The 24,446-nt window shown below is 74.9% G+C and carries 24 protein-coding genes; 17 read left to right on the forward strand and 7 right to left on the reverse strand.

The features are described from left to right. The first annotated feature begins 395 nt into the window (after nucleotides 1-395). Together V6U77_RS26815 and V6U77_RS26820 are read left to right on the forward strand one after the other, a co-directional pair. The gene (locus tag V6U77_RS26815) at nucleotides 396-632 is read left to right on the forward strand and encodes a preprotein translocase YidC (protein WP_334609513.1); all 237 of its coding nucleotides are present in this window, start codon (nucleotides 396-398) and stop codon (nucleotides 630-632) included. Nucleotides 633-681: 49 nt separating this feature from the next. Further along, entirely contained in the window at nucleotides 682-912 is a 231-nt protein-coding gene (locus tag V6U77_RS26820; RefSeq protein ID WP_334609514.1) for a hypothetical protein, read from the forward strand. Between the two features lie 5 nt (nucleotides 913-917). On the opposite strand, the gene rnhA is transcribed toward V6U77_RS26820, so the two are convergent. Beyond that, a complete protein-coding gene (gene rnhA, locus V6U77_RS26825) occupies nucleotides 918-1,397 on the reverse strand; it encodes a ribonuclease HI (RefSeq protein WP_334609515.1) in 480 nt (159 codons plus the stop codon). Nucleotides 1,398-1,640: 243 nt separating this feature from the next. On the opposite strand from rnhA, the gene V6U77_RS26830 reads away from it, so the two are divergent. After that, the gene (locus tag V6U77_RS26830; RefSeq protein ID WP_334609516.1) at nucleotides 1,641-2,744 is read left to right on the forward strand and encodes a serine hydrolase domain-containing protein; all 1,104 of its coding nucleotides are present in this window, start codon (nucleotides 1,641-1,643) and stop codon (nucleotides 2,742-2,744) included. A 6-nt stretch (nucleotides 2,745-2,750) separates the two neighbouring features. On the opposite strand, the gene V6U77_RS26835 is transcribed toward V6U77_RS26830, so the two are convergent. Next, a complete protein-coding gene (locus tag V6U77_RS26835) occupies nucleotides 2,751-4,001 on the reverse strand; it encodes a lycopene cyclase family protein (RefSeq protein WP_334609517.1) in 1,251 nt (416 codons plus the stop codon). A 145-nt stretch (nucleotides 4,002-4,146) separates the two neighbouring features. On the opposite strand from V6U77_RS26835, the gene V6U77_RS26840 reads away from it, so the two are divergent. The 3 genes from V6U77_RS26840 (at nucleotide 4,147) to V6U77_RS26850 (ending at nucleotide 6,898) form a co-directional block, all read left to right on the forward strand. Further along, nucleotides 4,147-5,256 (forward strand): serpin family protein, encoded by a 1,110-nt coding sequence (locus V6U77_RS26840; RefSeq protein WP_334609518.1) that lies wholly within the window; start codon nucleotides 4,147-4,149, stop codon nucleotides 5,254-5,256. 422 nt (nucleotides 5,257-5,678) lie between these two features. Then, nucleotides 5,679-6,167 carry a hypothetical protein gene (locus V6U77_RS26845; RefSeq protein WP_334609519.1) on the forward strand — a complete coding sequence of 163 codons (489 nt, stop codon included), beginning with the start codon at nucleotides 5,679-5,681 and terminating at the stop codon, nucleotides 6,165-6,167. 110 nt (nucleotides 6,168-6,277) lie between these two features. Beyond that, on the forward strand, nucleotides 6,278-6,898 hold the full coding sequence (locus V6U77_RS26850; protein ID WP_334609520.1) for a class F sortase: 621 nt from the start codon (nucleotides 6,278-6,280) through the stop codon (nucleotides 6,896-6,898). A gap of 81 nt (nucleotides 6,899-6,979) precedes the next feature. Here V6U77_RS26850 and V6U77_RS26855 read toward each other — a convergent pair whose 3' ends face one another. From V6U77_RS26855 to V6U77_RS26875, 5 genes are all read right to left on the reverse strand, one after another. Then, complete coding sequence (locus tag V6U77_RS26855; RefSeq protein ID WP_334609521.1) at nucleotides 6,980-8,446, reverse strand: FAD/NAD(P)-dependent oxidoreductase; 1,467 nt, start codon at nucleotides 8,444-8,446, stop codon at nucleotides 6,980-6,982. Next, nucleotides 8,443-8,703: a (2Fe-2S)-binding protein gene (locus V6U77_RS26860; protein WP_334609522.1), complete on the reverse strand. Its 261-nt coding sequence runs from the start codon at nucleotides 8,701-8,703 to the stop codon at nucleotides 8,443-8,445. Before V6U77_RS26860 ends, V6U77_RS26855 begins: the two co-directional genes overlap by 4 nt. A 43-nt stretch (nucleotides 8,704-8,746) precedes the next feature. Beyond that, entirely contained in the window at nucleotides 8,747-9,934 is a 1,188-nt protein-coding gene (locus V6U77_RS26865) for an NAD(P)/FAD-dependent oxidoreductase (RefSeq protein ID WP_334609523.1), read from the reverse strand. Continuing rightward, on the reverse strand, nucleotides 9,931-10,851 hold the full coding sequence (locus tag V6U77_RS26870) for a dihydrodipicolinate synthase family protein (protein ID WP_334609524.1): 921 nt from the start codon (nucleotides 10,849-10,851) through the stop codon (nucleotides 9,931-9,933). Before V6U77_RS26870 ends, V6U77_RS26865 begins: the two co-directional genes overlap by 4 nt. Before the next feature lie 73 nt (nucleotides 10,852-10,924). Next, complete coding sequence (locus V6U77_RS26875; protein WP_334609525.1) at nucleotides 10,925-11,461, reverse strand: helix-turn-helix domain-containing protein; 537 nt, start codon at nucleotides 11,459-11,461, stop codon at nucleotides 10,925-10,927. 299 nt (nucleotides 11,462-11,760) lie between these two features. Here V6U77_RS26875 and V6U77_RS26880 point away from each other — a divergent pair, with 299 nt between their 5' ends. The 11 genes from V6U77_RS26880 to V6U77_RS26930 all read left to right on the forward strand — a co-directional run bounded on the left by V6U77_RS26880 (nucleotide 11,761) and on the right by V6U77_RS26930 (nucleotide 24,239). Beyond that, entirely contained in the window at nucleotides 11,761-13,368 is a 1,608-nt protein-coding gene (locus V6U77_RS26880) for an ABC transporter substrate-binding protein (RefSeq protein WP_334609526.1), read from the forward strand. A 7-nt stretch (nucleotides 13,369-13,375) separates the two neighbouring features. Continuing rightward, complete coding sequence (locus tag V6U77_RS26885) at nucleotides 13,376-14,464, forward strand: ABC transporter permease (RefSeq protein WP_334609527.1); 1,089 nt, start codon at nucleotides 13,376-13,378, stop codon at nucleotides 14,462-14,464. Continuing rightward, on the forward strand, nucleotides 14,461-15,378 hold the full coding sequence (locus V6U77_RS26890) for an ABC transporter permease (RefSeq protein WP_334609528.1): 918 nt from the start codon (nucleotides 14,461-14,463) through the stop codon (nucleotides 15,376-15,378). The genes V6U77_RS26885 and V6U77_RS26890 overlap by 4 nt, the downstream gene beginning before the upstream one ends. Nucleotides 15,379-15,381: 3 nt before the next feature. Next, nucleotides 15,382-16,359, forward strand: a complete 978-nt coding sequence (locus V6U77_RS26895; RefSeq protein ID WP_334609529.1) for an ABC transporter ATP-binding protein — start codon at nucleotides 15,382-15,384, stop codon at nucleotides 16,357-16,359. After that, the gene (locus V6U77_RS26900) at nucleotides 16,356-17,339 is read left to right on the forward strand and encodes an ABC transporter ATP-binding protein (protein WP_334609530.1); all 984 of its coding nucleotides are present in this window, start codon (nucleotides 16,356-16,358) and stop codon (nucleotides 17,337-17,339) included. The genes V6U77_RS26895 and V6U77_RS26900 overlap by 4 nt, the downstream gene beginning before the upstream one ends. A 10-nt stretch (nucleotides 17,340-17,349) precedes the next feature. Then, the gene (locus tag V6U77_RS26905) at nucleotides 17,350-18,588 is read left to right on the forward strand and encodes an amidohydrolase family protein (RefSeq protein ID WP_334609531.1); all 1,239 of its coding nucleotides are present in this window, start codon (nucleotides 17,350-17,352) and stop codon (nucleotides 18,586-18,588) included. Beyond that, a complete protein-coding gene (locus tag V6U77_RS26910; RefSeq protein ID WP_334609532.1) occupies nucleotides 18,585-20,231 on the forward strand; it encodes a DUF885 domain-containing protein in 1,647 nt (548 codons plus the stop codon). The genes V6U77_RS26905 and V6U77_RS26910 overlap by 4 nt, the downstream gene beginning before the upstream one ends. 43 nt (nucleotides 20,232-20,274) lie before the next feature. Then, a complete protein-coding gene (locus tag V6U77_RS26915; protein WP_334609533.1) occupies nucleotides 20,275-20,652 on the forward strand; it encodes a nuclear transport factor 2 family protein in 378 nt (125 codons plus the stop codon). Next, nucleotides 20,649-20,975: a TIGR04076 family protein gene (locus tag V6U77_RS26920; protein WP_334609534.1), complete on the forward strand. Its 327-nt coding sequence runs from the start codon at nucleotides 20,649-20,651 to the stop codon at nucleotides 20,973-20,975. The genes V6U77_RS26915 and V6U77_RS26920 overlap by 4 nt, the downstream gene beginning before the upstream one ends. Beyond that, nucleotides 20,972-21,970: an LLM class flavin-dependent oxidoreductase gene (locus tag V6U77_RS26925; protein WP_334609535.1), complete on the forward strand. Its 999-nt coding sequence runs from the start codon at nucleotides 20,972-20,974 to the stop codon at nucleotides 21,968-21,970. The genes V6U77_RS26920 and V6U77_RS26925 overlap by 4 nt, the downstream gene beginning before the upstream one ends. A 166-nt stretch (nucleotides 21,971-22,136) precedes the next feature. After that, the gene (locus V6U77_RS26930) at nucleotides 22,137-24,239 is read left to right on the forward strand and encodes a galactose-binding domain-containing protein (RefSeq protein ID WP_334609536.1); all 2,103 of its coding nucleotides are present in this window, start codon (nucleotides 22,137-22,139) and stop codon (nucleotides 24,237-24,239) included. Nucleotides 24,240-24,446 lie beyond the last annotated feature (207 nt).

Below are 24,446 nucleotides of genomic sequence, written 5' to 3' on the forward strand. Positions count from 1 at the left end.
TACGATCCGACTTCTGCGCCGCCCATCCCGCTCCCCCACCCGCCCGCCCCGCCGCCGCTGACCCACTCTCCCGCCCCTCCGCCCCGCACCCGCGCGCTCCGCACCCTCCGCCCTCGCGCGCTCCTCACCCTGCGCGCCCTGCGGGCGGTGCCCTGCGCACACCGCACCCCGCTCTCCGCGATCATGCAGTTGTGGTGCTGGTCGACTCGGTTGATACCCCTTCATGCGGGCACCACAACTGCATGATCCCCACGGCAGGGGCGCCTCGCGGCAGGGGCGCCCCGACGGGCCGGGCCGGGGGCCTGGGGGCAGGGGCGGGGTGGGGCGGGTTTCGGGTGGGGGGTTGCGGGTAGCCGGGGGCGGAACGGCGGCGGCGGACGGCAGGGGAGGCTGCGGTGGGGTATCGGGCGCGTGACGGTGAGCTGCCGGTCGACCCGGCGCACGCCGAGGACGAGGACGGCCAGGCCCGGCTGGTCCAGGTCGAGGCGGACACCGACGTCCCGGCGCCGGACGACACCACGGAGAAACCCGACCTGGTCACCGAGGACGACGGCTCCGGCATGGCGGGCGGCGCGTCGGGCAGTTCCAGTGGCGGGTCCGGCATGCCGAGCCACCCGGACGCGACACGCTGAGCAACCGCGACACACGTTTGCGGGCAGGCCACGGGGGCAGGAGTGCGGCATGACCGAACAGAACCGTTCCGACCGGGCAGCCACCGACGAGCCGGACGGCGCCACCGCCATGCAGGCGTCGCTGCGACCGCCGGGCGAGTCCCTGCACACCACCGACGACACCGGCGACGACTTCGCCGACCTGCCGGCGGAGGACCGGCGCTCGGCCCGGGAGGTCAGCCGCGCCGGCTACGACGTGGACGCCGTCTCCGGCACCACCGACCCGAGTCGTACCGAGTGACCTGATCAGCGGCCGGCGGGCACCGCCGACGCGCGGGCCTCGGTCATGCCCCGACCGGCCAGCGCGTCGGCGCGCTCGTTCTCCGGGTGGCCGTTGTGGCCCTTCACCCACAACCACGTGACCTCGTGCCGCGCGCACGCGGCCTCCAGCCGCTGCCACAGGTCGGCGTTCTTGACCGGCTGCTTCGCGGCCGTCCGCCAACCGTTGCGCTTCCACGAGGCCAGCCAACTCGTGATGCCGTTGCGCACGTACGTGCTGTCGGTGTGCAGCTCGACGGTGACGGACCGGGTCAGGCTCTCCAGCGCCTGGATGGCCGCCATCAGCTCCATCCGGTTGTTGGTGGTCGGGGTCGCCTCGCCGCCGCACAGCTCCCGCTCGTGCGTGCCGTAGCGCAGCACCACGCCCCACCCGCCGGGCCCGGGGTTGCCGCTGCACGCGCCGTCGGTCCAGATCTGCACGACCCTGCCGGCCGTCTCGTCCACCATGGCGGCAACCTACCGAATCGTCCCCGCCCGCCCCGCCCTCGGGGCGGCGTGGCGCGCGGACGCCCAGGGGGCATCGCGGCAGCGGCGCCACGTCGGACCTGCCCCCGCAGCCGGCACACTCGTCGGCGTCGCCCTCGTCGGGCACGCCCACAGCCTGCGGGAGGGGGCACCGCCGCACCGGCCCAGGGCGGGGGCGCGAAAAGGCCGTGACCCGGTCCCCGGCCGCTGGCAGGATGGCCTGCCGTGACGGGAAGCTGGGACGGCCTGCGGGCCGAGGTGCGCGCGCGAATCGACGAGCTGGTGGCCTCGGGCCTGGAGTCCGGCGTGCAGGTGGCCGCGTACCTGCACGGGACGCAGGTGGTGGACGAGGTGGCGGGCGTGGCCGACCCGGCCACCGGCAGGCCGCTCACCTCCGGCACGCCCATCTGGAGCGTGTCGACCGGCAAGGGCCTCACCGCGACCGTGGTGCACGTGCTCGCCGAGCGGGGCCTGCTCGACTACGACCTGCGGGTCGCCGAGGTGTGGCCGGAGTTCGCCCGCCACGGCAAGGACGGGGTGACCCTGCGACACGTGCTGACCCACACGGCGGGCGTGCCGGCGCTGCCGCCCGGGGTCACCGTCGCCGACGTCACCGACTGGGACCGGATGTGCGGGATGGTCGCCGACAGCGTGCCGCTCTCGGCGCCGGGCGAGGTGATCGCGTACCACGCCTGGACCTTCGGGTGGCTGGTCGGCGAGGTGGTCCGCCGGGTGACCGGCCGGCGGATCTCGCAGGTGCTCGCCGAGGACGTCGCCGGGCCGCTCGGCGTACCCGGCGAGCTGCTCTTCGGGGTGCCCGAGGCCGACCTGGGCCGGCTGGCCCCGGTCGCCGACCGCAACCTGTCGGCGATGCTGGAGTGGGCCGCGGCCAACCTGCCGCACTTCGACCGGGTCGCCCCGCCCGGTCTCCGGCCGGACGCCTCGGTCGGCACCCGGCCCGAGTTCCTCCGCGCCGACGTCCCGGCCACCGCGACGATGTCCGCCCGGGCCGTCGCCCGGACGTTCGCCGCGCTGATCGGCGAAGTCGACGGCGTACGCCTGATCTCGCCGCAGCGGCTGCGCGAGGTCGGCGCCGTCGCCGTGCGCGGCCCGGAGTGGGTCTTCGGGCAGGAGGCGAGCTTCGGTCTGGGGTACGCGGTCGAACCGGACGGCTCGTTCGGCTCGGCGGGCAGCGGTGGCAGCCTCGCGTACGCCTATCCGGACCTCGGCCTGACCGTGGCCGCGACGAAGACGCTGCTCGGCGCCGGCGACGGCGACCCGATGGAGGAGCTGCGCGTCCTGATCCGCGACGCCGTCCGCGCCGGCTGAGGCGGCTCAGCCGTCGGCGTCGGCCCGGCCGCCGACCACGGGTCGCGGGACCGTCCAGGTCGCCGCCCGGCGGGTCGGGTCGAGGCGGTCGCGGAGCCGGGCCACTGCGTCGCCGGCCGTGGCGGCGACCATCGGCCGCAGCCGGGTCGAGCTCATCAGCGCCACCTCCTCCGCCGGGCTGGTCGCGCCGTCGAGGAACCGCAGCACCCGCTCGGCGGGGTTGCGGTCGAAGAGCCGGCCGAAGAAGTCCGGCCCGTCCACGCCGCCGGCGTCCAGCGCCCGCAGCGCCACCGCGTCCATCCAGCGGTGCCGACGGGGGTACGCGGGACCGGGCACCGGCGGGCGGCCGGCGGCGAGGGCGCGGGCGACCTGCTCGGCCTGGCGGTGCATGGCGGAGAAGGTGAAGCCGGTGGAGGGCCGGGTGGCGCCGCCGGCCGTGCCGAGGCGGACCACCCGGGGCGAGGGTCGGGCCTCGAACGGGCCGTCGGTCATCGGGATCACCCCGTTCTCCACCTCCCGGACCCTCAACCGGGTCGGGTCGAGGCCGAGCAGGTCCCGGTAGCCGGCCAGCGCCGCGTCGTACCCGGCGTCGGAGAGCAGGTCGGGGCCGAACTCCGTGTACTCCACCAGCGCGTACCGGTCGCTGACCGGCAGGACGTAGCCGAACGACACGCCCCGGGCGGGCTGCGGGGTGCGGAAGTCCATCAGCACGGCCCGGGCCGGGTCGAAGACCGGCACGTCGGACTCCAGCCACCAGCCCCGGAAGTGCTGCAGCCAGTTGGTGCGCCCGGGTCGCCGGGGCGGCCGGGGCCGGGAGTCCAGCACCCAGGACGCGCGGACGGCCGGCCCGGCCCCGCCCGTACGCACCAGCACGCGGTCGCCGTCGTCGTGCAGGGCGTCGACGGGCGCGACGATCCGGCGTACCCCGAGCCGCCGCTCCCCCTCGGCGGCCCGGTCGTAGACCGGGCCCGAGCGCAGCATGGCGTACCGCAGGGGGGCGAGGTCGAGGACGCGGCGGCCGGCGGGCGTCGCCACCTCGACCTGGGGCCAGCTCGCGGCCAGCAGCGGGTCCAGGTCGCTGCCGGGGCGGCCCCAGAACGCCCAGGTCCGGTCCTGGCCACGCCGGTGCACCGGGTCGACGACGGCGACCCGCAGGTCGCGCACCCCGTGCCGGTCCAGGGCCGCGAGGACCAGCGAGGCGGCGCCGCCGCCGCCGACCAGCGCCACGTCGACGTCCAGCGGTGCGCAGGTGTCCACGCCGCCCACGCTGCCACACCGCCCGGGCCGTCCCGCCACCGACCGGCCGGGCCGCACTCGGCGGACGGCGGACGGCGGACGGCAGCGGTAGGGTGCCAGCGGTCGCCCCCCGGGCGACGGTCACCTCGCCCCCGGAGGACGTCCCATGAGTACCGTCGCCGCCAACGCGCTCACCGCCCGCTGGGCGTCCGTCCTCGACGGCGGTCAGACGGTCGTCTCCGGCGCCGGCGTCTATCCGCTGCTGGCGCTGCTCGCCCGCTACGCCGCCGGCCCGGCCCGCGACGAGCTGCTGGCGGTCGCGTCGGACCCGGCCCGCTTCGACCTGGACCGCTCCCCCACCACCCGGCTGGCCGTCGCCGCCTGGGCACGGCGGGAGCTGCCGCTGACCGACCGGTGGCTGCGCGAGGTGCCGGCGGCCATGCGCGGGGAACTGACCGGCGACCCGACGCACGACCAGGCCGCCCTCGACGAGTGGGCCGCCACGCACACCGACGGCCTGATCCGCCGGATGCCGGTGCCGGTCACCCCGGCCACGGCGATGGTCCTGGCCAGCGCCCTGTCGCTGCGCACCGGGTGGGCCGAGCCGTTCCGCGACGCCTGGCGCCAGCCGGCCGCCGGGCCGTGGCGCGGGCGCCGGCTGGCCGGCCTGAGCCGGATCGGCCACGACCTCGACGCGCTCCGGGCCGTCGACACCGCCGCCGGCCCGCTGAGCCTGCTGACCGTACGCGGCGGCGAGGACGTCGACGTGGTGCTCGTCCTGGGCACGCCCGGGCGCGGGGCGGCGCAGGTGCTGCCGGCCGCGATCGGCGCTGTCGGCGCACCGTCCGCGCTGCCCGTCGCCGCGGGTCCCGGCGTCGACGAGCAGGTCGTGGACGCGTACGACGACCGGCCCGAACTGCTCGTCTCCACCGTGGGCTTCACCGTCGACGCCGACCACGACCTGTTGGCGAGGGCCGCGCTGTTCGGTCTCGCCGCCGCCGTCGGCGACGGCGACCACTTCCCCGGCATCGCCCGCCCGCTGACGGTGTCGCAGGCGCGGCAGAGCGTGACGGCGACGTTCGGCGCGACGGGGTTCCGCGCGGCGGCGGTGACCGCCGTCTCCACGCGGGCGGGCTCGGCGCCTCGGCCGGTCACCGCGCGCAGGCGACGGGTACGCCTCGACATCGATCGCCCCTTCGGTTTCCTCGCCGTGCACCGGCCCTCCGGGCTGGTGCTGCTCGCCGGCTGGGTGACCGATCCCGACGGACCCGCCTGAGGGCGTACGCCGCTCTGCTCGCCGTCGTCGAGCGGCAGTTCCGTGTCCGGCTCGCCCCAGTCGCCAGGCGGCAGCAGCGAGGCTGATCCCTGCGGAACGAGCCCGCGAGGGGGCAAGGGCGGCGGGCCGGCCGCGTACGGCCCGCCGTGGGGCATCGTTCCCGAGACGGTCGCGACGGCCCAGCCGCGACAGCATGGCCCCAACGGCATCGGCACGGCCAACCCTCGCGGGTGTGCCGTGCCGGCATTTCCGCTGCTCCCTCCGCCTCCCGGGTGGACACGTGACGGCAACGAGGATTTCTCATTTTCACCGGATCGAGGCCCCAACCCTCCTAGGGTTGGTCACACCGGTGCTAGTCACGGAGTTGGCCACCCGAACGACGTCCCACGCAGTCAGCGGACGAAAAGTGAGGGAAGACGCGTATGAAGGCAAAGACAGTTCTCGTATCGGCGGCGCTCGGCGTGGGTCTCGGCACGCTCCTGCTCCCCGGCGCGGCGCTGGCCGACACCGTCGTGTCACCGGCCGCCACGCCGGTCGGCGGGACGGTCGTGCTCACCGCGACGACCTGCGACCCCGGTTCCGGCGACGCGATCTTCCGCGTCACCGGCCCCGACCGCGACCAGAACGTGCGCTCCACGACCGCGGCGGCCGGCGGCGGGCTGAGCGCCGAACTGTTCACCGCAGGCTTCACCCTGGGCACCTACACGGTGACCGCGACCTGCGGCGACGGCAGCGCGGCCGGCAGCGCCACCTTCACCGTCACCCCGATCGGCGGAGCCCAGGCCGGCGGTGGCGGCGACGCCGACGGGACCGGGGCACTGACGGCCGGCGGCATACTGCTCGGCTCCGCGGCCGGCGGTGCCCTGATCCTGGCCCGCCGCCGGCGCCACATGGCGGCGGCCACGCTCTGACGGACGGCCCCGCGCCGTCCGTCCCGGCAAGTCGTCCATCCCTGCAACGGGTGCCCGCACCGGTGAACACCGGAGCGGGCACCCGGGCGAGAGCGTACGGAGGTGCGATCGTGTCCTGGCGCAGGCCCGGCTGGGCGGTGACGGTCGTCGTCCTGCTCGGCACGTCCGGGGTCGGCCTGGTCGCCGCCGGGGTGGCGACGACGCCGCCCCGACCGCCCCGGCCGGGGGCCGCCGACGCCCCCGCGCACGCCCGCTCCGCGCCGTCGGTGCCGCCGCTGCACCGCGCCGAGCCGGTCGACGTGCGGATCCCGGCCATCGACGTGCGGGCGCGGGTCGTGCCGGTGGGTGCCGACGCCGAGGGGCGCCTGGAGGTGCCGCCCCTGGACCGGCCCACCCTGGCCGGCTGGTACCGGCACGGCGTCAGCCCCGGCGAGACCGGCAACGCCGTGATCGTCGGTCACGTCGACTCCGCCGCCGGGCCGGCCGTCTTCTTCGACCTCGGCCGGCTGCGGGCCGGCGACACCGTACGCGTCACCCGCGCCGACGCCAGCGTGGCCACGTTCGCCGTCGACGGCGTCGGGTCCTACCCGAAGGACCGGTTCCCCACCGACCTGGTCTACGGGCCCAGCGACGCGACCGGTCTGCGCCTGATCACCTGCGGCGGCCCGTTCGACCGGGACACCGGCAACTACGTCGACAACGTCGTCGTCTTCGCCACCCGGGTGCCGTGACCACCGCACCCGGCGCCACCGTTGTCGGCGAGGCGGCGCCACGGCCGAGGTGTCCGCGCGGTCGCCGGCGAGCCCGCCCGCTCAGCCGGCGTCCGACGGACCGTCACCGGCCGCGAGGGCGCGCAGCGGCACGGGCTTGACCGGTGCCTGCGCGGTGAACGCCCCGACCTCCTGCGGGCTGCGGCCGGTCAGCGTGGAGATGAGCTGGCAGAGGCCCGGCTGGCAGGACCGCCCCTGGCACAGCCCCATCCCGGCGCGGGTCACCAGCTTGACCGCGTTCGCGGTGCCCAGGTGCGGATTGGCGCCCAGCGCGCGGCGCACGTCGCCGGCGCGCACCTCCTCGCAGCGGCAGAGCACGGTGTCGTCGGTGACCAGGCTGCCCAGGGCCGCCCGGTCCGGCGCGAAGCGGTCGAGCACCTCGGTGACGAAGCGGCGCCGGCGGCGCAGCTCCCGGCGCACCGGAGCCGCCAGCGTGGCGGCCCGACGCTCGTCGAGCAGCCCCAGGTCGCGCAGCACGCCGAGGGCGGCCAACCGGCCCTCGACCTGCGCCTGCTCGGCACCCGCGACGCCGGTCAGCTCGCCGGCCACCGCGATCCGGGGCACGGAGGTGCGCAGCCACTCGTCGTGCCGGACCACCCAGCCGCCCGCCGGATCGTCCCAGGTCACGGCGCAGCCCGCCTGCCGGGCCAGCTCCACGGAGGGGACGAAGCCGTAGCCCAGGGCCAGCACGTCGCAGGACACGTCGCGGTCGGTCCCGGGAGCCGCCTGCCCGCCGGGGCCGACCTCGGCGAGGGTCACCGTGCTCAGGTCCGGGTCACCGTCGGCGCGGCGGACCACCGTGCCGAACCGCACCGGCACCCCCGCCCGACGCAGGACGCGCAGCGCGCCGACGCCCTCGGCGATCTTGCCGCCCGCGCCCGCCACGGCGAGCAGGCCGGCCGGTCCGGGCAGCAGGTCGCGACGGCGCTGGAGCATCGCGACCTCGACCACCCGGGCACCGGCGCGCACCAGCTGGGCGGCCACCACCAGCAGCAGCGGGTGGCCGCCGGCCAGCACGAACCGGTCGCCCGGCAGCAGGCCCTGCGCCTTGACGAACGTCTGCACGCCGCCGGCCGTGAGCACGCCCGGCAGGGTCCAGCCGGGAAACGGCACCGGCAGGTCGTACGCGCCGGCGGTGAGCAGCACCGCCCGGGGCTCGAGCAGGCGGACCCCGGCCGGGCCGTGGGTGGCGACCCGGTAGCGGCCCGGCGACGGCTGGTCGCCCGCGTACCCGTCGAGGCCGGCGCGGGTGCCGAGGACGCCCCACACCGTGGTGTCGGCGAGCCACCGCACGCCGGGGGCGGTCGTGGCCTCGGCGAGCAGCGCCCGACCGGCGGAGGACGACGCGGCTGGCGGGGTGAACCCGGCCGGCGGCCGGCGGTAGATCTGCCCGCCCGGCTGCTCCTGCTCGTCGACGACGGTGACGGCGGCGCCGTGGCGGCCGAGGGTGGCGGCGGCGGCCAGCCCGGCCGGGCCGGCGCCGACCACCACCACGTCGGGCGCGCTCACCGGGGCACCCCCGTGCGCACCCGCATGTCGGCGCGTACGCGGACCAGGCAGGAACGCTGGCAGGGCACGTCGTCCACGGTGACCACGCACTCGAAGCAGACGCCCATGTTGCAGTAGGGTCCCCGGCGCGCGCCGCCGCGCCGGGTGCCGGCGGCCCGCTCCCCGACGGCGAGCAGCGCGGTGGCCAGTGACTCCCCCGGGTGGGCGGGCACCGGGCGCCCGTCCACCTCGATGGTGACCGGCGCGGGCCGGTCCATCGCGGTGCGCCGCGGCGCCTGCGCGACCCCAGGGGGGCGGTGTTCAGACAAAGTTCAGCGCTCCGAAGCGGGCGGGTGAGTAGTCCTCGATCGACCGGTCGGGCTCGCCGGAGACGACCATGGCGGCGAGGAGCCGGGCGTAGGTGAGGCCGAGGGTGAAGGCCGAACCGCCCGTGGCGACGTACAGCCCCGGCCGGCGCGGGACAGCGCCGAGCAGGGGCAGGTGGTCCGGGGTGAGCGTGGTCATTCCCGTCCATGTCCTGATAACCGGCAGGTCGAACACCGCCGGGACCACCCGGGCGGCGTCGGCGTTGCCGACCAGCGACTCGTAGCGCAGCTCGGGGTTGGTCTCCAGGTCGACCCGTCCGGCCCGGCTGACCAGCTTCGCCGGCCATCCGCCGCCGATGAGCACGTTGCCGTCCTCGGTCTGCTTCATCGACAGCCGCCGGCCGACGTGTTGGATCAGGTGCGGCAGGAAGGGCCGGCTGGGGGCGGTGGCGCTCATCGTCAGCCCGACCGGGAAGACCGGCAGCCGGACGTCGGCCATCGCGGCCAGTTCGGCGGTCCAGACCCCGCCGGCCAGCACCACCGTGTCGGCCAGGTGGGTCTGCCCGGCGGTGTCTCCCGGCCCGCTCCCGGTCCGCAGCTCCCAGTGCCGGCCGCGCCGGTGCAGCCCGGTGACCCGGCAGCCGGTGCGCAGCACGGCGCCGTGCCGGCCGGCCGCCCGGGCCAGCGCCGGGGTGATCAGCCGGGGGTTGGCCTTGCCCTCACCGGGCACGTGGCCGGCGGCGAGCACGGTGTCCGCGAGGTACGGCGCGAACCCGCGCAGTTCCGCGCCGGAGAGCACGGCGACGTCGAGGCCGTACCCGCGTTCCAGGGCCGCCTTGCGGTCCAGCACGGCGATCTCCGCCGGGGTCTCGGCGAGCATCAGCCCGCCGGTGCGCGACACCCCGCACCGCTCACCGAGCTCGTCCTCGATGCCGGCCCAGGCCCGCATGGCGTCCAGGTGCAGCGGGAGCGCCCGGGCCGCCGCACGGGCGGCGGCGTCGCCGTGCTCGACCATCCGGAACTCGAGCTGGAAGTGCAGGCTGCCCGCGTTCTGCCCCGAGGCGTGCCGGTTGACCTGGTCCTTCTCGACGAGCAGCACCCGGTTGCCGGCGCGGGCCAGGTGCCAGGCGGTCGCGCAGCCGAGCAGGCCGCCACCGATGACCGCCGTGTCGTACGCGGTCATGGGAGCAGGTCGAGCTGGGTCATGGTGGCCCGGACGCGGTCCTGTTCGGCGGGGGTCAGCGGGAGCAGCGGGGCACGCACGTGGCCCGCCGGCACCCCGCGCAGCGTCAGCGCGTACTTCATGATCGCCTGCGCGTTGCCGAACCGGGCGCCGTAGTCCGGCCCGAACCAGTCTTCCATGATCACCCGGTCGCGGGCGCCGAGCACCCGGGCCCGGTCGAGGTCCCCGGCGCGCAGGGCCCGGAAGAAGTCGGGGTGGTCGGCGCCGAGCACCGCGCCGGCGCCCATCAGCCCATCGCCGCCGATCGTCGTCATCAACTCGATGCCCACCTCGTTGGTGGGGATGCCGAAGTAGCGCACCCGGTGGCGCAGGGCGACCAGGCTGCGGACGAAGCCGCCGAAGTCGGGGGTGGAGTTCTTGACGGCCACCACGGTGTCCAGCGCACTCAGCTCCAGCAGCAGGTCGGCGTCCAGGTCGACGCCCGTGCCGCGCGGCCAGTTGTAGACGCAGAGCGGCAGGTCCACCGCCTCGGCGACGGCCCGGTAGAAGGCCACCACCTCGGCGCGGGTGGGCACCACGTACGGCGGCGGGGTGAGCAGGATGCCGTGCAGGCCGGCGTCCCGGGCGGCCTCGGCGTGCCGGATCGCCTCCGCCGGCGTGTACGCGTTGCAGCCGCCGAGCACGGTGAGCCGGTCGCCGACCTGTTCGGCGGCCGTCCGGAACAGCGCGGCGCGCTCCTGTTCGGTCAGGCTGAACCACTCGCCCGTGGTCCCGCCGACGATCACTCCGTGCAGCCGCTCGGCGGCGAGCCAGTCGAGCTGGATCCGCCAGGCGGCGAGGTCCAGCTCGCCGGTGGCGGTGAACGGGGTGGTGACGGCCGGCAGGTAGCCGAACCAGTCGACGCTGTCGCGGTCCACGGCGGGGTCCTTTCGACGGGCGGCGTCGTCCCGCCCGCGTGCGCGACGCGGGCCGGGTGACGTGCCGGCTGGGTCAGGGGGTGGGCGGGGTGACCGCGATGATGAGCCGGGCGTGCTGGTCGCTGGCGTTGCGGTAGAGGTGGGGCAGCCGGGAGTCGAAGGTGATCGCCTCGCCGGTCTTCAGCGCGTACTTCTCGCCGCCGATCTCGGCGACGATCTCGCCGATGACGGCGATCGCGCACTCGGTCGACGGGTGCGCCCACGGCTCGGTGGAGCTGGCGTCGCCGGGCGCCAGCTCGGCCTCCAGCACCTCCAGGTCGCCACGCCCCGGCGTGAGCCGGTCGTAGGCGATCTGCCCGGGCGGCGCGGCCAGCCGGGAGCGCGAGCCGGGCCGGCTGATGTGCACCAGCGGGGCGTCCGGCTCGGAGAACAGCGCCGCGATGGAGGTGTCGAAGACCCTGGCGAGCTTACGCAGGGTGGCCAGGCTCGGGTCCGTGGCGCCGTTCTCGATCTGGCTGAGCAGCGCGGGCGAGACGTCGGCGGCGGCCGCGAGCTGGCGCAGCGTGAGGGAGTGCTGCTGGCGCAGGTCGCGGAGCTGGTCACCGAGCATGCGTCTTTCCTCGTTCCAAAACAGTGTGGCTAGAAATGTTTGACGTGACTATACGCCGCTGTCTAGGGTGGTCAAACACAAGGTGAACGTGTTCGGCGCTACTAGACAAGCCGCGTCGAGGCATGAACCGGACGGGAGTCCCGTTCGGGTACATCCAACCCCATGACGGCACGCGGCGAAGTCCCGCGACGCCGCCACGGTTGGCACCGGCGGCCCGACCGCGGCGTCCCGAGGACGTCGCCGGGTCCGACAGTCCAGAGCCCGTCCCGCGGGTCGGCCCATACGAAGGTAGGAACAGCATGTCGGTGTCCCCTCGCCGGCTCCGCGCCGGAGCGATCGCTCTGGCGGCGCTGGCCATAGCCTCCAGCACCGCGTGCAGCGCGGGCGGCAGCGGAGGAAGCGGTGACGGCGGTTCGGCCAAGACCCTGACCGTCAACACCTCGTTCGTCCTCAAGACCCTCGACCCCGGCCGGATCTACGAGGCGACCGGCCTGACCGCCGTGCACTCGCTCTACGACACCCTGCTGACCTTCGAGGGCTCGGACGTGAGCAAGCCGGTCCCGGCGCTGGCCGAGTCGTACGAGGCGTCGCCCGACGCCAAGACCTTCACCTTCAAGCTGCGCGACGGCGTGAAGTTCTCCGACGGCACCGCGCTCACCGCCGACGACGTCGTCTTCTCGCTCAACCGGCTGAAGAACGTCAAGGCCAGCCCGGCCGTCATGGTCAGCGGCCTCACGTTCGCCAAGAGCGACGAGCGGACCGTGGTGGTCACCTCGGCGACCGCCGACCCGAACATCCCCGTGGTGCTCGCGATGCCCTCCACCGGCGTGGTGAACTCCAAGGTCGCCAAGGAGCACGGCGCGACGGACGCCGCCGACGCCGCCAAGAGCGACACCGCGCAGCAGTACCTCGACACGAACTCCGTCGGCAGCGGCCCGTACGTGCTCAAGTCGTACGACCCGTCGGCGCAGGTCGTGCTGGAGGCCAACCCCAACTACTGGGGCACCAAGCCCGAGTTCAGCCGCGTGGTGCTGCGCAACATGGACGTGCAGACCCAGAAGCTGACAATGCAGCGCTCCGGCGGCTCCGAGATCGCGCTGGACATCTCCGGCAAGCTGCTGGAGGGGCTGCCGGGCAGCCTGAAGACCTCCGGCGTGCAGGACACCGTCTACTTCCTCTTCCTCAACGCCGACCCGGCCGTCTCGCCGGTGACCTCGAACGCGAAGTTCAACCAGGCGCTGCGCGCCTCCCTGGACTACGAGGGCCTCGCCGCGCTGTACGGCCAGGGCGCCGCCCCCGGCGCCGGGCTGGTGGCCCCCGCGTTCCCGGGCGCGCTGCCCACCGAGGAGCAGTCGAAGCGTGACGTGGCGAAGGCCAAGGCGTTGCTCACCGAGGCGGGGCTGAGCAACCCCACGGTCAAGTTCAACTACCCGGCCATCACCTACAAGGGGGTCGACCTGGGCACGGTGGCGACGAAGGTGCAGGGCGACGCCGCCGAGGCCGGCATCAAGCTGGAGCTGACCCCGCAGCCGCTGACCACCTTCCTCGACGAGATGCGTACGGGCAAGATGGCGCTCGGCTTCACCCCGCAGAGCCTGAACTACCCGGTCGCCGACTCGCTGATCAACAACATGTCCCCCGGCCAGGCCACCGCGCTGCGCTCGGGCTGGACCGTGGAGCGGGCCGACCCGGCCGTGGTGGCCGCCGGCAAGAAGGTCACCGAGACCCTCGACCTGGCCGCCCGGGCCGCCGCCATGCAGCAGTGGCAGCGGGCCATGAACGCCGCCTCCCCGTACGTCGTCCTCGCCAGCAACTCCTCCACGGTGGTGGCGAGCAGCGACCTGACCGGCGCGGACTACACCGCCGCCGGTTGGCAGGTCGACCTCGCCGCGGTGGGCCGGGGGTAGTCACTCCATGACGACGACAGTCGACGACGCCGAGCCGGGCACGGTCACCACGACCGTGTCCCGGCCCCGGCCGCACCGGGCACTGCTGCTCTTCCTGCTCAAGCGGGTGGCGATCACCGCCGGTCTGCTGCTGGGCGTCACGATCGTGACGTTCGGCCTGGTCACCGTCGTGCCCGGCGACCCCGTCACGGCCAACCTCTCCGACCAGGCGCTCAACGACCCCGCCACGGTCGCCGCGTTCCGGGAGAAGTGGGGCCTGGACCAGCCGCTGTACGTGCAGTACCTGCAGTACCTGGGCAACCTGTTCCAGGGCGACCTCGGCATCTCCCAGCAGACCGGCCGCACCGTGGCCGACGACCTGTTGCAGTACGTGCCGGCGACCATGGAGCTGGCCATCCCCACGATGCTGCTGGCGCTGCTCATCGGCACCGGGATCGGGATGCTCGCGGCCGTGCGCAACGGCCGGGTCACCGACCAGCTGATCCGCGTCGGCGCGCTGCTCGGCCTGTCCACGCCGCCGTTCTGGCTGTCGCTCGTCGTGCTCTACGTCTTCTTCTACCAGCTCGGCCTGGCACCCAGCGGCGGCCGGCTGTCGACCGACTTCAGCCCGCCGCCGACGGTGACCGGCATGTACACGGTCGACGCCTCCCTCGCCGGGCAGTGGGACGTCGCCTGGGACGCCGCCCAGCACCTGATCCTGCCGGTGCTCGTGCTGACCAGCCTGACCGTGGCGATGCTGGTGCGGTTCGTCCGCTCGTCCATGCTGGAGGTGCTCCAGCAGGACTACATCCGCGCCGCGTACGCCAAGGGCCTGCCCGCCCGGGTGGTGTTCCGCCGGCACCTGCTGCGGGCCGGTCTGGTCCCGGTGATCACCGTCTCCGGGCTGGCCTTCGCCTCGCTGCTCTCCGGCACGGTGCTGGTGGAGAACATCTTCGGCTGGCCGGGGCTCGGCCAGTACGCGTACCGCAGCGCGACGGCGCTGGACCTGCCCGCGATCCTCGGCGTCAGCCTCTTCGTGGCGCTGGTCTACACGCTGGTCAACCTCACCGTCGACCTGCTGTACGGACTCATCGACCCGAGGATCCGCCTGTCATGACCACACTCGCACCCGATCCCGTGGCGCCCGACCCGAAGGCCACCGGGGCGCTGGCCCGGCGCCGGTGGCCGGGCCGGCTGCGCGGCCGGTCGACGGGACGGCCCATCTGGCGGCAGCCGATCGCCGCGGCGGCCCTGGTCATCCTCGTCGGGTGGCTGGTGGTGGCGTTGTTCGCCCCGCTCGTCGCGCCGTACGACCCGCTGGCGCAGAGCCCGGACGCGTACGCGCCGCCGTCGGGCACGCACTGGTTCGGCACCGACTCCCTCGGCCGCGACGTGTTCAGCCGGGTGATCCACGGCTCCCGCCTGTCCATCCCCCTCGCGCTGGCCATCGTCTCGCTCGCCCTGCTGATCGGCGGCCTGCTCGGCCTGGTCGCCGGCTACGTGGGCCGCTTCGTCGACGAGGCGCTGATGCGCCTGACCGACCTGGTCTTCGCGTTCCCGCAGATCATCCTGGCGATGGCGGTGACCGCCGCGTTCGGGCCGAGCACCCGCAACGCCGTCCTCGCGCTGGTCATCGTCTCCTGGCCGGTCTACGCGCGGGTCATCCGCAGCGCCGTGCTGACCATGCGCGGGGAGGACTACCTCAGCGCCGCCCGGCTGCTCGGCGTCGGCCCGGTGCGCGCGCTGCGCCGCGACGTCCTGCCCAACAGCGTGGGCCCGGCCATCGTGCTGGCCACCCTGGAACTCGGCAACGCCGTGCTGCTGCTCTCCGCGCTCTCCTTCCTCGGCCTGGGGCCCCGCCCGCCGGCCGCCGAGTGGGGCTCGATGGTGGCGCTCGGCTCGCAGGACCTCTCCATGTGGTGGGTCAGCGTCTTCCCCGGCCTGGCCATCCTCACCGTGGTGATGGCCTTCAACGTGCTCGGCGACGCGCTGCGCGACCGGATCGACCCCCGCTACGCGAAGGGACGTTGAGAGATGGCACCCCTGCTCGAGGTCGACTCCCTGGCCGTCACCCTGCCCGGCCCCACGGGGCCGCTGCCGATCCTGCACGACGTGTCGTTCACCGTCGGCGAGGGCGAGATGGTCGGCATCGCCGGGGAGAGCGGATGCGGCAAGAGCCTCACCGCGCAGACCCTGCTCGGGCTGCTGCCGGCCGGCGCCAAGGTCACCGGGTCGGCCCGCTTCGCCGGCACCGAACTGCTCGGGCTGGACACCAGGCGCTGGCAGAAGGTGCGCGGCGCCGGCATCGCGATGGTCTTCCAGGACCCCACCGCGGCGCTGCACCCGATGCTCACCATCGGCCGGCAACTGACCGAACACATGCAGGTCCACCTGGGCCTGGACCGGCGGGCGGCCGACCGGCGGGCCGTGGAACTGCTCGAGCAGGTCCGCATCCCCGATCCGAAGCGGGCGGTGCGGGCGTACCCGCACCAGTTCTCCGGCGGCATGCGGCAGCGGGCGGCCATCGCGATCGCGCTCGCCGCCCGCCCCCGGCTGCTCATCGCCGACGAGCCGACCACCGCGCTCGACGTGACGGTGCAGGCCGGCATCCTGGCGCTGCTGGACCAGTTGCGCGCCGAGACGGGGCTCGCCGTCGCCTTCATCACCCACGACCTCGGGGTGCTCAGCGCGCTGACCACCCGCGGGTACGTCTTCTACGCCGGGCGGGTGGTGGAGACCGGCCCCACCGGGGAACTGCTCACCGCGCCGCGCCACCCGTACACGGCGGCGCTGCTCGGGGCCCGCCCGCACGGCACCCAGTCCGTCGGCACCCTGCGTCCCATCCCGGGCGGGCCGCCCGCGCCCGGTCAGGCGCCGCCCGGATGCCCGTTCCAACCCCGGTGCGGGTACGCCGAGCCGTCCTGCGGCACCGCGCCGCCCCCGCTCGCCCCCGCCGGCGACGACCGGTCGGTGGCCTGCGTGGTCCGTCCGCACCTGGAGGTGGCGGCATGAACGAGCCGGTCGGCTCGGGCAACCTGCTCGAGATCAGCGACGTCGAGGTCGAGTACAGGGCGCGCGGCCGGGGTCCGGTGCGGGCCGTGGCCGGGGTGAGCCTCGAGGTGGCGCCCGGCCAGATCGTGGGCCTGGTCGGCGAGTCCGGCTGCGGCAAGTCGTCGCTGGCCCGGGTGGCGGTCGGGCTGGCCGCGCCGAGCGCCGGGACGATCCGGTTCGCCGGTCGCCCGGTCACCCCGCTCGGCTGGCTGCGCCGGCCGGTGCCCCAGGTCGGGCTCCAGATGGTCTTCCAGAACCCGTACGCGTCGCTGAACCCCCGGCGCACCATCGGCGCGCAACTCCTCGACGGGGTGCCGGACACGGTGACCGGCGCCGCCCGCCGGGCGCGGGTCACCGACCTGCTGGAGCGCGTCGGCATGCCGGCCGGGACGGCGGAGCGGTACCCGCACCAGTTCTCCGGCGGCCAGCGGCAGCGGCTCGCGATCGCGCGGGCACTCGCGCCGGAGCCCCGGATGATCATCGCGGACGAGCCGGTCACCGCGCTGGACGCCTCCTCACAGGCGCAGGTGGTCAACCTGCTCGTCGGGCTGGTCCGGGACCTGGACATGGGGATGCTGTTCATCTCCCACGACCTGTCCCTGGTGCACGAGATCGCCGACGTCACGGCGGTGATGTACCTGGGCCGGATCGTCGAGACCGCGCCCACCCGTGAGCTGTGGCGCGCGCCCCGGCACCCGTACAGCCGGGCGTTGATCGACGCGGTGCCGCAGATCGGCCCGCAGCCGCAGCTGCCCAGGACGCTCGCCGGCGAGGTGCCCGACCCGGCGCACGCGCCGACCGGGTGCCGGTTCCGGCCGCGCTGCCCGCACGCCTTCGCGCCCTGCGGCGAACAGCCGCCGACGCTCGACCTCGGCGGCCGCAGCGCCGCCTGCTGGCTCAACGACCCCACGGTGGCGCCGACCACCGTGCCCGCCGCGTAGAGGACACCCGATGCACATCCCCACCGAACAGGTCCTGGTCAACCTCGCGCTCTACGACGGCGTACGCGACGACGTCCAGCGCGACAGCGGCGTCTGGATCGGCGCCGACGGCACGATCCGCGCGGTCGGCCCCGTCGACGACGTCCTCGCCGAGGCCGGCGACGCACGGGTGGTCGACCTGCACGGCGAGCACGTCATGCCCGGGCTGACCAACATGCACGTGCACCTCTCGCTCGGCCTGCCGGGCCACTTCGGCGACGAGGTGCACCGGTCTAACCTCGCCGAGCTGGTGCTGCTCATGGCCGACTCGGCGCGCCGGACCCTGCACTCCGGCGTCACCACCGCCCGACTCGTCGGCGAGAGCCGCTACGCCGACTTCGCCCTGCGCAAGGGCATCGAGCGCGGCGCGGTGGACGGCCCGCGCATCTTCACCGCCGGGCACGCGCTCTGCTGCACCGGCGGGCACGGCTGGGAGGCCGACGCCCTGGAGGCCGACGGGGCCGACGGGTTCCGCCGCCTCACCCGGCAGCAGATCCGCGCCGGCGCCGACCTGATCAAGGTGTGCATCTCCGGCGGGATCGCCGGCGAGTTCGAGTCGATCGACACCCCGCAGCTGCTCGACGACGAGCTGGCGGCGGTGATCCGGGTGGCGCACGACTGGCGGCGCAAGGTCACCGCGCACGCCGGCCCCGCCGAGTCGGTACGCCGCGCCGTGGAGCTCGGGCTGGACTGCGTCGAGCACGGCTACGAGCTGACCGACGAGGTCACCCGGCTGATGGCCGACCGGGGGGTCTGGTACGTGCCGACCATCGTGGTCAGCCGCTGTGAGCAGTTCTTCCGCGACTCCGGCGTACCGGGCTGGCTGATGGACCGGGCCCTGGGCGCCGGGCCGCGGCACTGGGAGAGCCTGCAGCACGCCATCCGCAACGGGGTGCCGATCGCGCTGGGCAGCGACATGCCGCCGCACGCCGGCTACGACGAGACGACCGCGACCGTGCGGGAGCTGGAGTTCATGGTGGAGGCCGGGATGCCCGTCGCCGACGCGCTGAAGTCCGCCACCATCCGCCCGGCGCAGTGGCTGGAGCAGGCCGACACGCTCGGCAGCGTCGAGGTGGGCAAGCAGGCCGACCTGCTGGTCCTGCGCGACGATCCCACCCGCTCGGTGTCCGCGCTGCGCACCCTGCACGCGGTGCTCAAGGGTGGCGTCGCCTACCGCGACGACCACGGCCGCCTCGGGACCGCCCGATGACGACCGTCACCGAGGTCGCCGACCGGTACCTCGACGCGCTCGCCGGGCTGGACCCGGAGGCCGCCGAGGCGGTGGGCCGTACCCCCGATTCGCACTTCGCGGACCTCTCCCCCGACGGCTTCGACGCCCGTGCGGAGCTGGCCCGCGACACCGCCACTGCGGCGGCCGGCGCCAGCGTCGACGGCGCCGCGCAGCGGGCGCTGGCCGGCGCGCTGCTCGACCGGCTGGCCAGCGAGGTGGACCTGTACGACGCGGGCTTCACCACCCGGCTGCTCGCCCCGCTGGCGACGCCGGTGCACCTGGTCCGGCAGGTCTTCGACAACCTGCCGCGCGACAGCGAGCGGGACTGGGCGGTCGTCGCCGCGCACCTGCGCCGGGTGCCCACGGCGCTCGGCCAGTACGCCGAGACGCTGCGCCGCTCGGCCGGGCGGGGGCAGCTCGTCGCGCGGCGACAGGTATTGGCGGTCGCCGACCAGTGCACCGCCTGGGTCACCGCCGACGACTTCTACGGCCGGCTGGTGTCCGGGGCCACCGACGGGCCGCTGGCCGGGGAGCTGGCCGCCGGCGCGCGGTCGGCGGCCGCCGCGACGGCGGACTTCGCCGCGTTCCTGCGCACCGAGCTGGCGCCCCGGGCCACCGAGGTCGACGGCGTCGGCCGCGACCTGTACACCGTCACGGCGCGCAGCTTCCTCGGCGCCACCGTCGACCTGGACGAGCTGTACGCGTACGGCTGGGAGGAGCTGACCCGCACCGCCGCCGAGCAGCGGGCGGTCGCCGCCGAGCTGGGCCACCCCGACGTGGCGCCCGCGCGGGCCGCGCTGGACGCCGACCCGGCCGGCCGGGTGCCGGTCGGGCCCGAGCTGGAGCGGTGGCTGCGGGAGCGCACCGAGCGGCTCACCGACCTCCTGGACGGCACGCACTTCGACATCCCGGCCGCCACCCGGCGCGTGGTGTGCCGGATCAGCCCCGCCGCCTCCGGCGTCATGTACTACACCCCGCCCGACGCCGGGCTGACCCGCCCGGGCGGGATCTGGTGGTCGACGCCCCCGGGCGAGTCGACGGTGCCGGTGTGGCGGCACGTCGGGACGCTCTGCCACGAGGGGCTGCCCGGGCACCACCTGCAGCACGCGATCACCCTCACCACCGCGGACCTGCACCCGTGGCAGCGGTCGCTGTGCCAGGTGCACGGCTACGCCGAGGGCTGGGCGCACTACGCCGAACGCCTCGCCGACGAGCTGGGCCTCTACGCCGGTCCCGCCGAGCGGCTCGGGATGCTCGACGGGCAGATGTGGCGTGCCGCCCGGGTGGTCATCGACCTCGGCCTGCACCTGGACGCGCCGATCCCGGCCGGTACCGGCTTCACCGACGCCCGCCGGTGGACCCCCGAGCTGGCCGTGGACTTCCTGGTCCGCGTCGCCGGGCTGGACCCGGCGACGGCGCGCTTCGAGGTCGACCGGTACCTCGGCTGGCCGGCGCAGGCGTTGGCCTTCAAGGCCGGCGCGCGCCTGTGGCAGCAGGCCCGCCGGGAGGTCGAACGGCGCGAGGGCGCGGGGTTCGACCGCAAGCGCTTCCACCACCGGGCCCTGCGGCTCGGTCCGATGGGGCTCGATCCGCTGCGCGCCCGCCTCGCCGAACTCTCCTGATCCACCGTCACCCCGTCCGCCCCCTGACCGGAAGCGAGCCCCGATGACCGTTGACGATCTCACCGCCGCCATCACCGACATGTACCGGTCGTTGGGCGACCGTTCCGCGTTCGACGCCCGGCTGCACCCCCGACTGACGATCTGGGAGTCCGACGCGCCGGAGCTGCTCGACGGTCTGGCCGCCCTCGACGAGCTGCGGGACCGCCGGGCGGCGGACCGGGGACCGGGCGCTCCCCCGACCTCCGTGGCGCCCGAGCAGGTCCGCGGCGAGGCGTGGGGCGACACCGGCCTGGTCCGCTACGTCCTGCGGGCCCGCTACGAGGCCGGGCGGCCGGACGACTGCTTCCGGGTGACGGACGTGCTGCGCCGCGACGAGCGGGGCTGGCGGATCGTGCACCACCACGCGGAGGCGCTGCGATGAGCGCCGAGGAACCGGTCACCGACCTGTACGACCTCCGGGTCGTGGTGGAGCGCATCGAGGGTCGCTCTGTCTGCGGCCTGCAGCCGGGGGACTACATCGACCTGACCGAGTCGAACCGGCTCAGCATCCCCACCGGCCGGCACTTCTGCCTCTACGCCCTGGCGGCGTGCCTGCCGCTGCTGCCGGCCAAGCAGCGGCCGCTGCCGCCGGAGGACTGGCTGGCCCGGGACAGCCACGTGGCCTGCCCGGACCCGGACGAGCGGGTGATCATGCGCATCGAGCGGACCGCCCGGCGACAGATCCCGACTGGAGAACTGACGTGAGCACCGACGACGGACGCCGACTGGTCGGCATCGGACTCCAGTCCGACAAGAGCGCCGACGAGTACGCGGCGCTGGCCGAGCTCGCCGAAGGGCACGGCTTCGACGTGCTGTCGGTCTTCGGTGACCTGATGTACCAGCCGCCGTTCTTCCCGCTGCTGGTGGCCGCGCGGCACACCCGGCGCATCCGGCTCGGATCGGCCTGTCTCAACCCGTTCACCATGCATCCGGTGGAGATCGCCGGGCAGGTCGCGGCCCTGGACCTGGCGTCGGACGGACGGGCCTACCTCGGGCTGGCCCGGGGCACCTGGCTGGACCAGGTCGGGGTCCCGCAGGCCCGGCCGCTGCGGCGCATCGCCGAGACCGTCGACGTGGTCCGGCTGCTGCTGTCGCGCGACGAGGGGGGCTTCCAGGGCCGGGAGTTCACGGTGGCCCCCGGCACGGCCCTGCGCTACGCCCCGGTCCGCGCCGACGTGCCGGTCCTGGTGGGTACGTGGGGCCAGCAGACCGCCCGTACGGCGGCCGCGTTCGCCTCAGAGGTCAAGGTGGGCGGGTCGGCCAATCCGGCGATGGCCAAGACGATGCGGGCCTGGCTGGACGACGCCGCGCCCGAGGCCGGGGTCGGCGTGGTGCTCGGCGCCGTGACGGTGGTGGACGAGGACGGCGCCCTGGCCCGTCGGGTGGCCCGCACGGAGGTGGCCATGTACCTCGCCGTGGTCGCCGCGCTCGACCCGAACGTCGACATCGACCCGGAGCTGCTGGCGCGCATCCAGCAGCACGTCGCCCGCCAGGAACACGACCTCGCCGGCGCGCTGATCGGCGGGGACCTGCTCGACCTGTTCGCCTTCTCCGGCACTCCCGAGCACGTCGCGGCGCAGGCCGAGGCGGTGTTCGACGCCGGGGCGACCCGGGTGGAGTTCGGCACCCCGCACGGGTTGACCCCGGCGGGCGGGGTGGACCTGCTCGGCCGCCGGGTGCTGCCGCTGCTGCGGGGATGACCCCGTGGCGGGGGCGGGCGCGCACCGACCCGCCTCCGCCACGGACCTCGCGCCGTTTTCATTGACAGTCGGTTTCTTTCGCTCCTCGATCCCACTCTTGCATTGAACAGTCCACTGCTGACACCATGGCCACCGATACCTTTCCCGGGTCGGAGGGAGCAGGGCCATGGCGGTGTCACGCCGGAGACTCATCGGATCCCTCGCCGCGGGCTCGGCGCTCGCCGCCGTCGCTCCCACCGACCTGCTGTCGGCCCTGGGCGCCCCGGCGTACGCGGCCAGCCCGCCGGGCGACGTCGTCGGGAAGGTCTCGGTCGGCTACCAGGGCTGGTTCAGCTGCCCCGGTGACGGCGCGCCCATCGGCGGCTGGTGGCACTGGAGCCGCGACCGGTTCCAGCCGCCGTCGCCGGGCAACACCACCATCGTCTCCTGGCCGGACATGCGGGAGTACGCCAACGCCTACACCACCGCGTACCCGCGCCTCGGCGACGGTCAGCCCGCACGGCTCTTCTCCTCCTACGACGAGCAGACCGTCGACACCCACTTCCGGTGGATGCGGGAACACGGCTGCGACACGGCCGCCCTGCAGCGGTTCAACCCGTTCGGCGACGAGGGGCCGACGCGCGACGCCATGACGGTCAAGGTCCGCGCCGCCGCCGAGCGGCACGGCCGCAAGTTCTACGTCATGTACGACGTCACCGGCTGGACGGCGATGCAGTCCCAGATCAAGGAGGACTGGCTGAACCGGATGTCCGCGCACACCGCCTCCCCGGCGTACGCGCGGCAGAACGGCCGGCCGGTGGTCTGCGTCTGGGGCTTCGGCTTCAACGACGACGGCCGCCCCTTCGCCCCCGCCGCCTGCCTCGACGTCGTCAACTGGTTCAAGGCCCGGGGCTGCTACGTCATCGGCGGCGTGCCGACGTACTGGCGCCAGGGCGTCAACGACTCCCGGCCGGGCTTCTCCGAGGTCTACCACGCGTTCCACATGCTCTCGCCGTGGATGGTCGGGCGCACGGGCACCCTCGACGGGCTCGACTGGTTCCACACCAACGTCAACGTGCCCGACCTGGCCGACTGCGCGGCGCACGGCATCGACTACCAGCCCTGCGTGATGCCGGGCGACCTGTCGGCCGGGCACCGCCGCCACGGCGACTTCTACTGGCGGCACCTCTACAACATGACCCGGCTCGGCGCCCAGGGCCTCTACGTCTCCATGTTCGACGAGTTCAACGAGGGCAACCAGATCGCCAAGACCAGCGAGACGCAGGCGAGCACCCCGGCGGGGGCGGGCATCCGGGCGTTGGACGAGGACGGCACCGCCTGCTCCGCCGACTACTACCTGCGGATCACCGCCGACGGCGGGCGGATGTTCAAGGGCCAACTCGCCCTGACCCCCGTACGGCCGACGCCGCCGCTCGTCGGCGGCCCCCCGGCGCCCGGCGGCGACCTCGCCGCGGGCCGGCCGGCGTCGGCGAGCAGCCAGAACGGCGCGTTCGCCGCCGGCAACGCCGTCGACGCCGATCCGAACAGCTACTGGGAGTCCACCAACGGCGCCTTCCCCCAGTGGTGGCAGGTCGACCTCGGCGCGGCGCACGCGGTGGGCCGGATCGTGCTGGGCCTGCCGGCCGGCTGGGCGGCGCGCACCCAGACGCTGACGGTGCTGGGCAGCACCGACGGCGCGACCTTCCGCACGCTCGCCGGGCCGGCCGGGGTCCGGTTCGACCCCGCCACCGGCAACACCGCGACCCTCACCGTGGCGACGACCACGGCCCGGCACGTCCGGGTGGGCGTCACCGCCAACACCGCCTGGCTGGCGGCCCAGCTCGCCCGCGTCGGGGTGTACGCGGCGAGCGCCGCCGACCTCGCCCGGGGCAGGCCGGTGACAGAGAGCAGCCACGTCCAGGCCTACGGCTGCGCCAACATCGTGGACGGCGACGCCGACACCTACTGGGAGAGCGCCGGCAACGCCTTCCCGCAGTGGGTGCGGGTCGACCTCGGCTCCGTCGTCGCCGTCGGACAGGTCGTGCTGCGGCTCCCGCCCGCCGCCGCCTGGCAGCGACGCACCCAGACGATCGCGGTCGAGACGAGCCCAGACGGCACCGCCTGGAGCGTCCCCGTCGCACCCGCCGCCCACGTCTTCGATCCGGCCACCGGCAACCGGGTGACGCTCGCCGTCCCGGCGACGCCCGGGCGGTACGTGCGGATCCGCGTCACGGGCAACACCGGCTGGCCGGCGGCGCAGCTGTCCCAGCTCGAGGTGTACGCCGCGTAGCGGCGTTTCCTGTCGCCCGCGCGGTCCCGCCGTGCGGGCGTACCCGTCCCACCACGAGAAGAGTCACATCATGTCCATGAGCAGATCCTCGCTGCCCGCGGCGTCGTCGCGGCGACGGCCCCGGGCGGCGGCCGCCGCGGCCGTCGCGCTCGCGACCGCCCTCGGCGTGCTGGCCGGGGCGCCGGGCCCGGCCACCGCCACCCCGCC

The organism is Micromonospora sp. CPCC 205546 (assembly GCF_036902715.1).
In the GTDB taxonomy this organism is placed as follows: Bacteria; Actinomycetota; Actinomycetes; order Mycobacteriales; family Micromonosporaceae; genus Micromonospora.

What these genes read in the sequence shown, in the direction of transcription:
- V6U77_RS26920 (WP_334609534.1), top strand. Translation starts at nt 20,649, where the DNA reads ATGAGCGCCGAGGAACCGGTCACCGACCTGTACGACCTCCGGGTCGTG.
- V6U77_RS26890 (WP_334609528.1), top strand. Translation starts at nt 14,461, where the DNA reads ATGACCACACTCGCACCCGATCCCGTGGCGCCCGACCCGAAGGCCACC.
- V6U77_RS26865 (WP_334609523.1), bottom strand. Translation starts at nt 9,934, where the DNA reads ATGACCGCGTACGACACGGCGGTCATCGGTGGCGGCCTGCTCGGCTGC.
- V6U77_RS26820 (WP_334609514.1), top strand. Translation starts at nt 682, where the DNA reads ATGACCGAACAGAACCGTTCCGACCGGGCAGCCACCGACGAGCCGGAC.
- V6U77_RS26875 (WP_334609525.1), bottom strand. Translation starts at nt 11,461, where the DNA reads ATGCTCGGTGACCAGCTCCGCGACCTGCGCCAGCAGCACTCCCTCACG.
- V6U77_RS26910 (WP_334609532.1), top strand. Translation starts at nt 18,585, where the DNA reads ATGACGACCGTCACCGAGGTCGCCGACCGGTACCTCGACGCGCTCGCC.
- V6U77_RS26860 (WP_334609522.1), bottom strand. Translation starts at nt 8,703, where the DNA reads ATGGACCGGCCCGCGCCGGTCACCATCGAGGTGGACGGGCGCCCGGTG.
- V6U77_RS26930 (WP_334609536.1), top strand. Translation starts at nt 22,137, where the DNA reads ATGGCGGTGTCACGCCGGAGACTCATCGGATCCCTCGCCGCGGGCTCG.
- V6U77_RS26840 (WP_334609518.1), top strand. Translation starts at nt 4,147, where the DNA reads ATGAGTACCGTCGCCGCCAACGCGCTCACCGCCCGCTGGGCGTCCGTC.
- V6U77_RS26905 (WP_334609531.1), top strand. Translation starts at nt 17,350, where the DNA reads ATGCACATCCCCACCGAACAGGTCCTGGTCAACCTCGCGCTCTACGAC.
- V6U77_RS26845 (WP_334609519.1), top strand. Translation starts at nt 5,679, where the DNA reads ATGAAGGCAAAGACAGTTCTCGTATCGGCGGCGCTCGGCGTGGGTCTC.
- V6U77_RS26895 (WP_334609529.1), top strand. Translation starts at nt 15,382, where the DNA reads ATGGCACCCCTGCTCGAGGTCGACTCCCTGGCCGTCACCCTGCCCGGC.
- rnhA (WP_334609515.1), bottom strand. Translation starts at nt 1,397, where the DNA reads ATGGTGGACGAGACGGCCGGCAGGGTCGTGCAGATCTGGACCGACGGC.
- V6U77_RS26900 (WP_334609530.1), top strand. Translation starts at nt 16,356, where the DNA reads ATGAACGAGCCGGTCGGCTCGGGCAACCTGCTCGAGATCAGCGACGTC.
- V6U77_RS26880 (WP_334609526.1), top strand. Translation starts at nt 11,761, where the DNA reads ATGTCGGTGTCCCCTCGCCGGCTCCGCGCCGGAGCGATCGCTCTGGCG.
- V6U77_RS26885 (WP_334609527.1), top strand. Translation starts at nt 13,376, where the DNA reads ATGACGACGACAGTCGACGACGCCGAGCCGGGCACGGTCACCACGACC.
- V6U77_RS26915 (WP_334609533.1), top strand. Translation starts at nt 20,275, where the DNA reads ATGACCGTTGACGATCTCACCGCCGCCATCACCGACATGTACCGGTCG.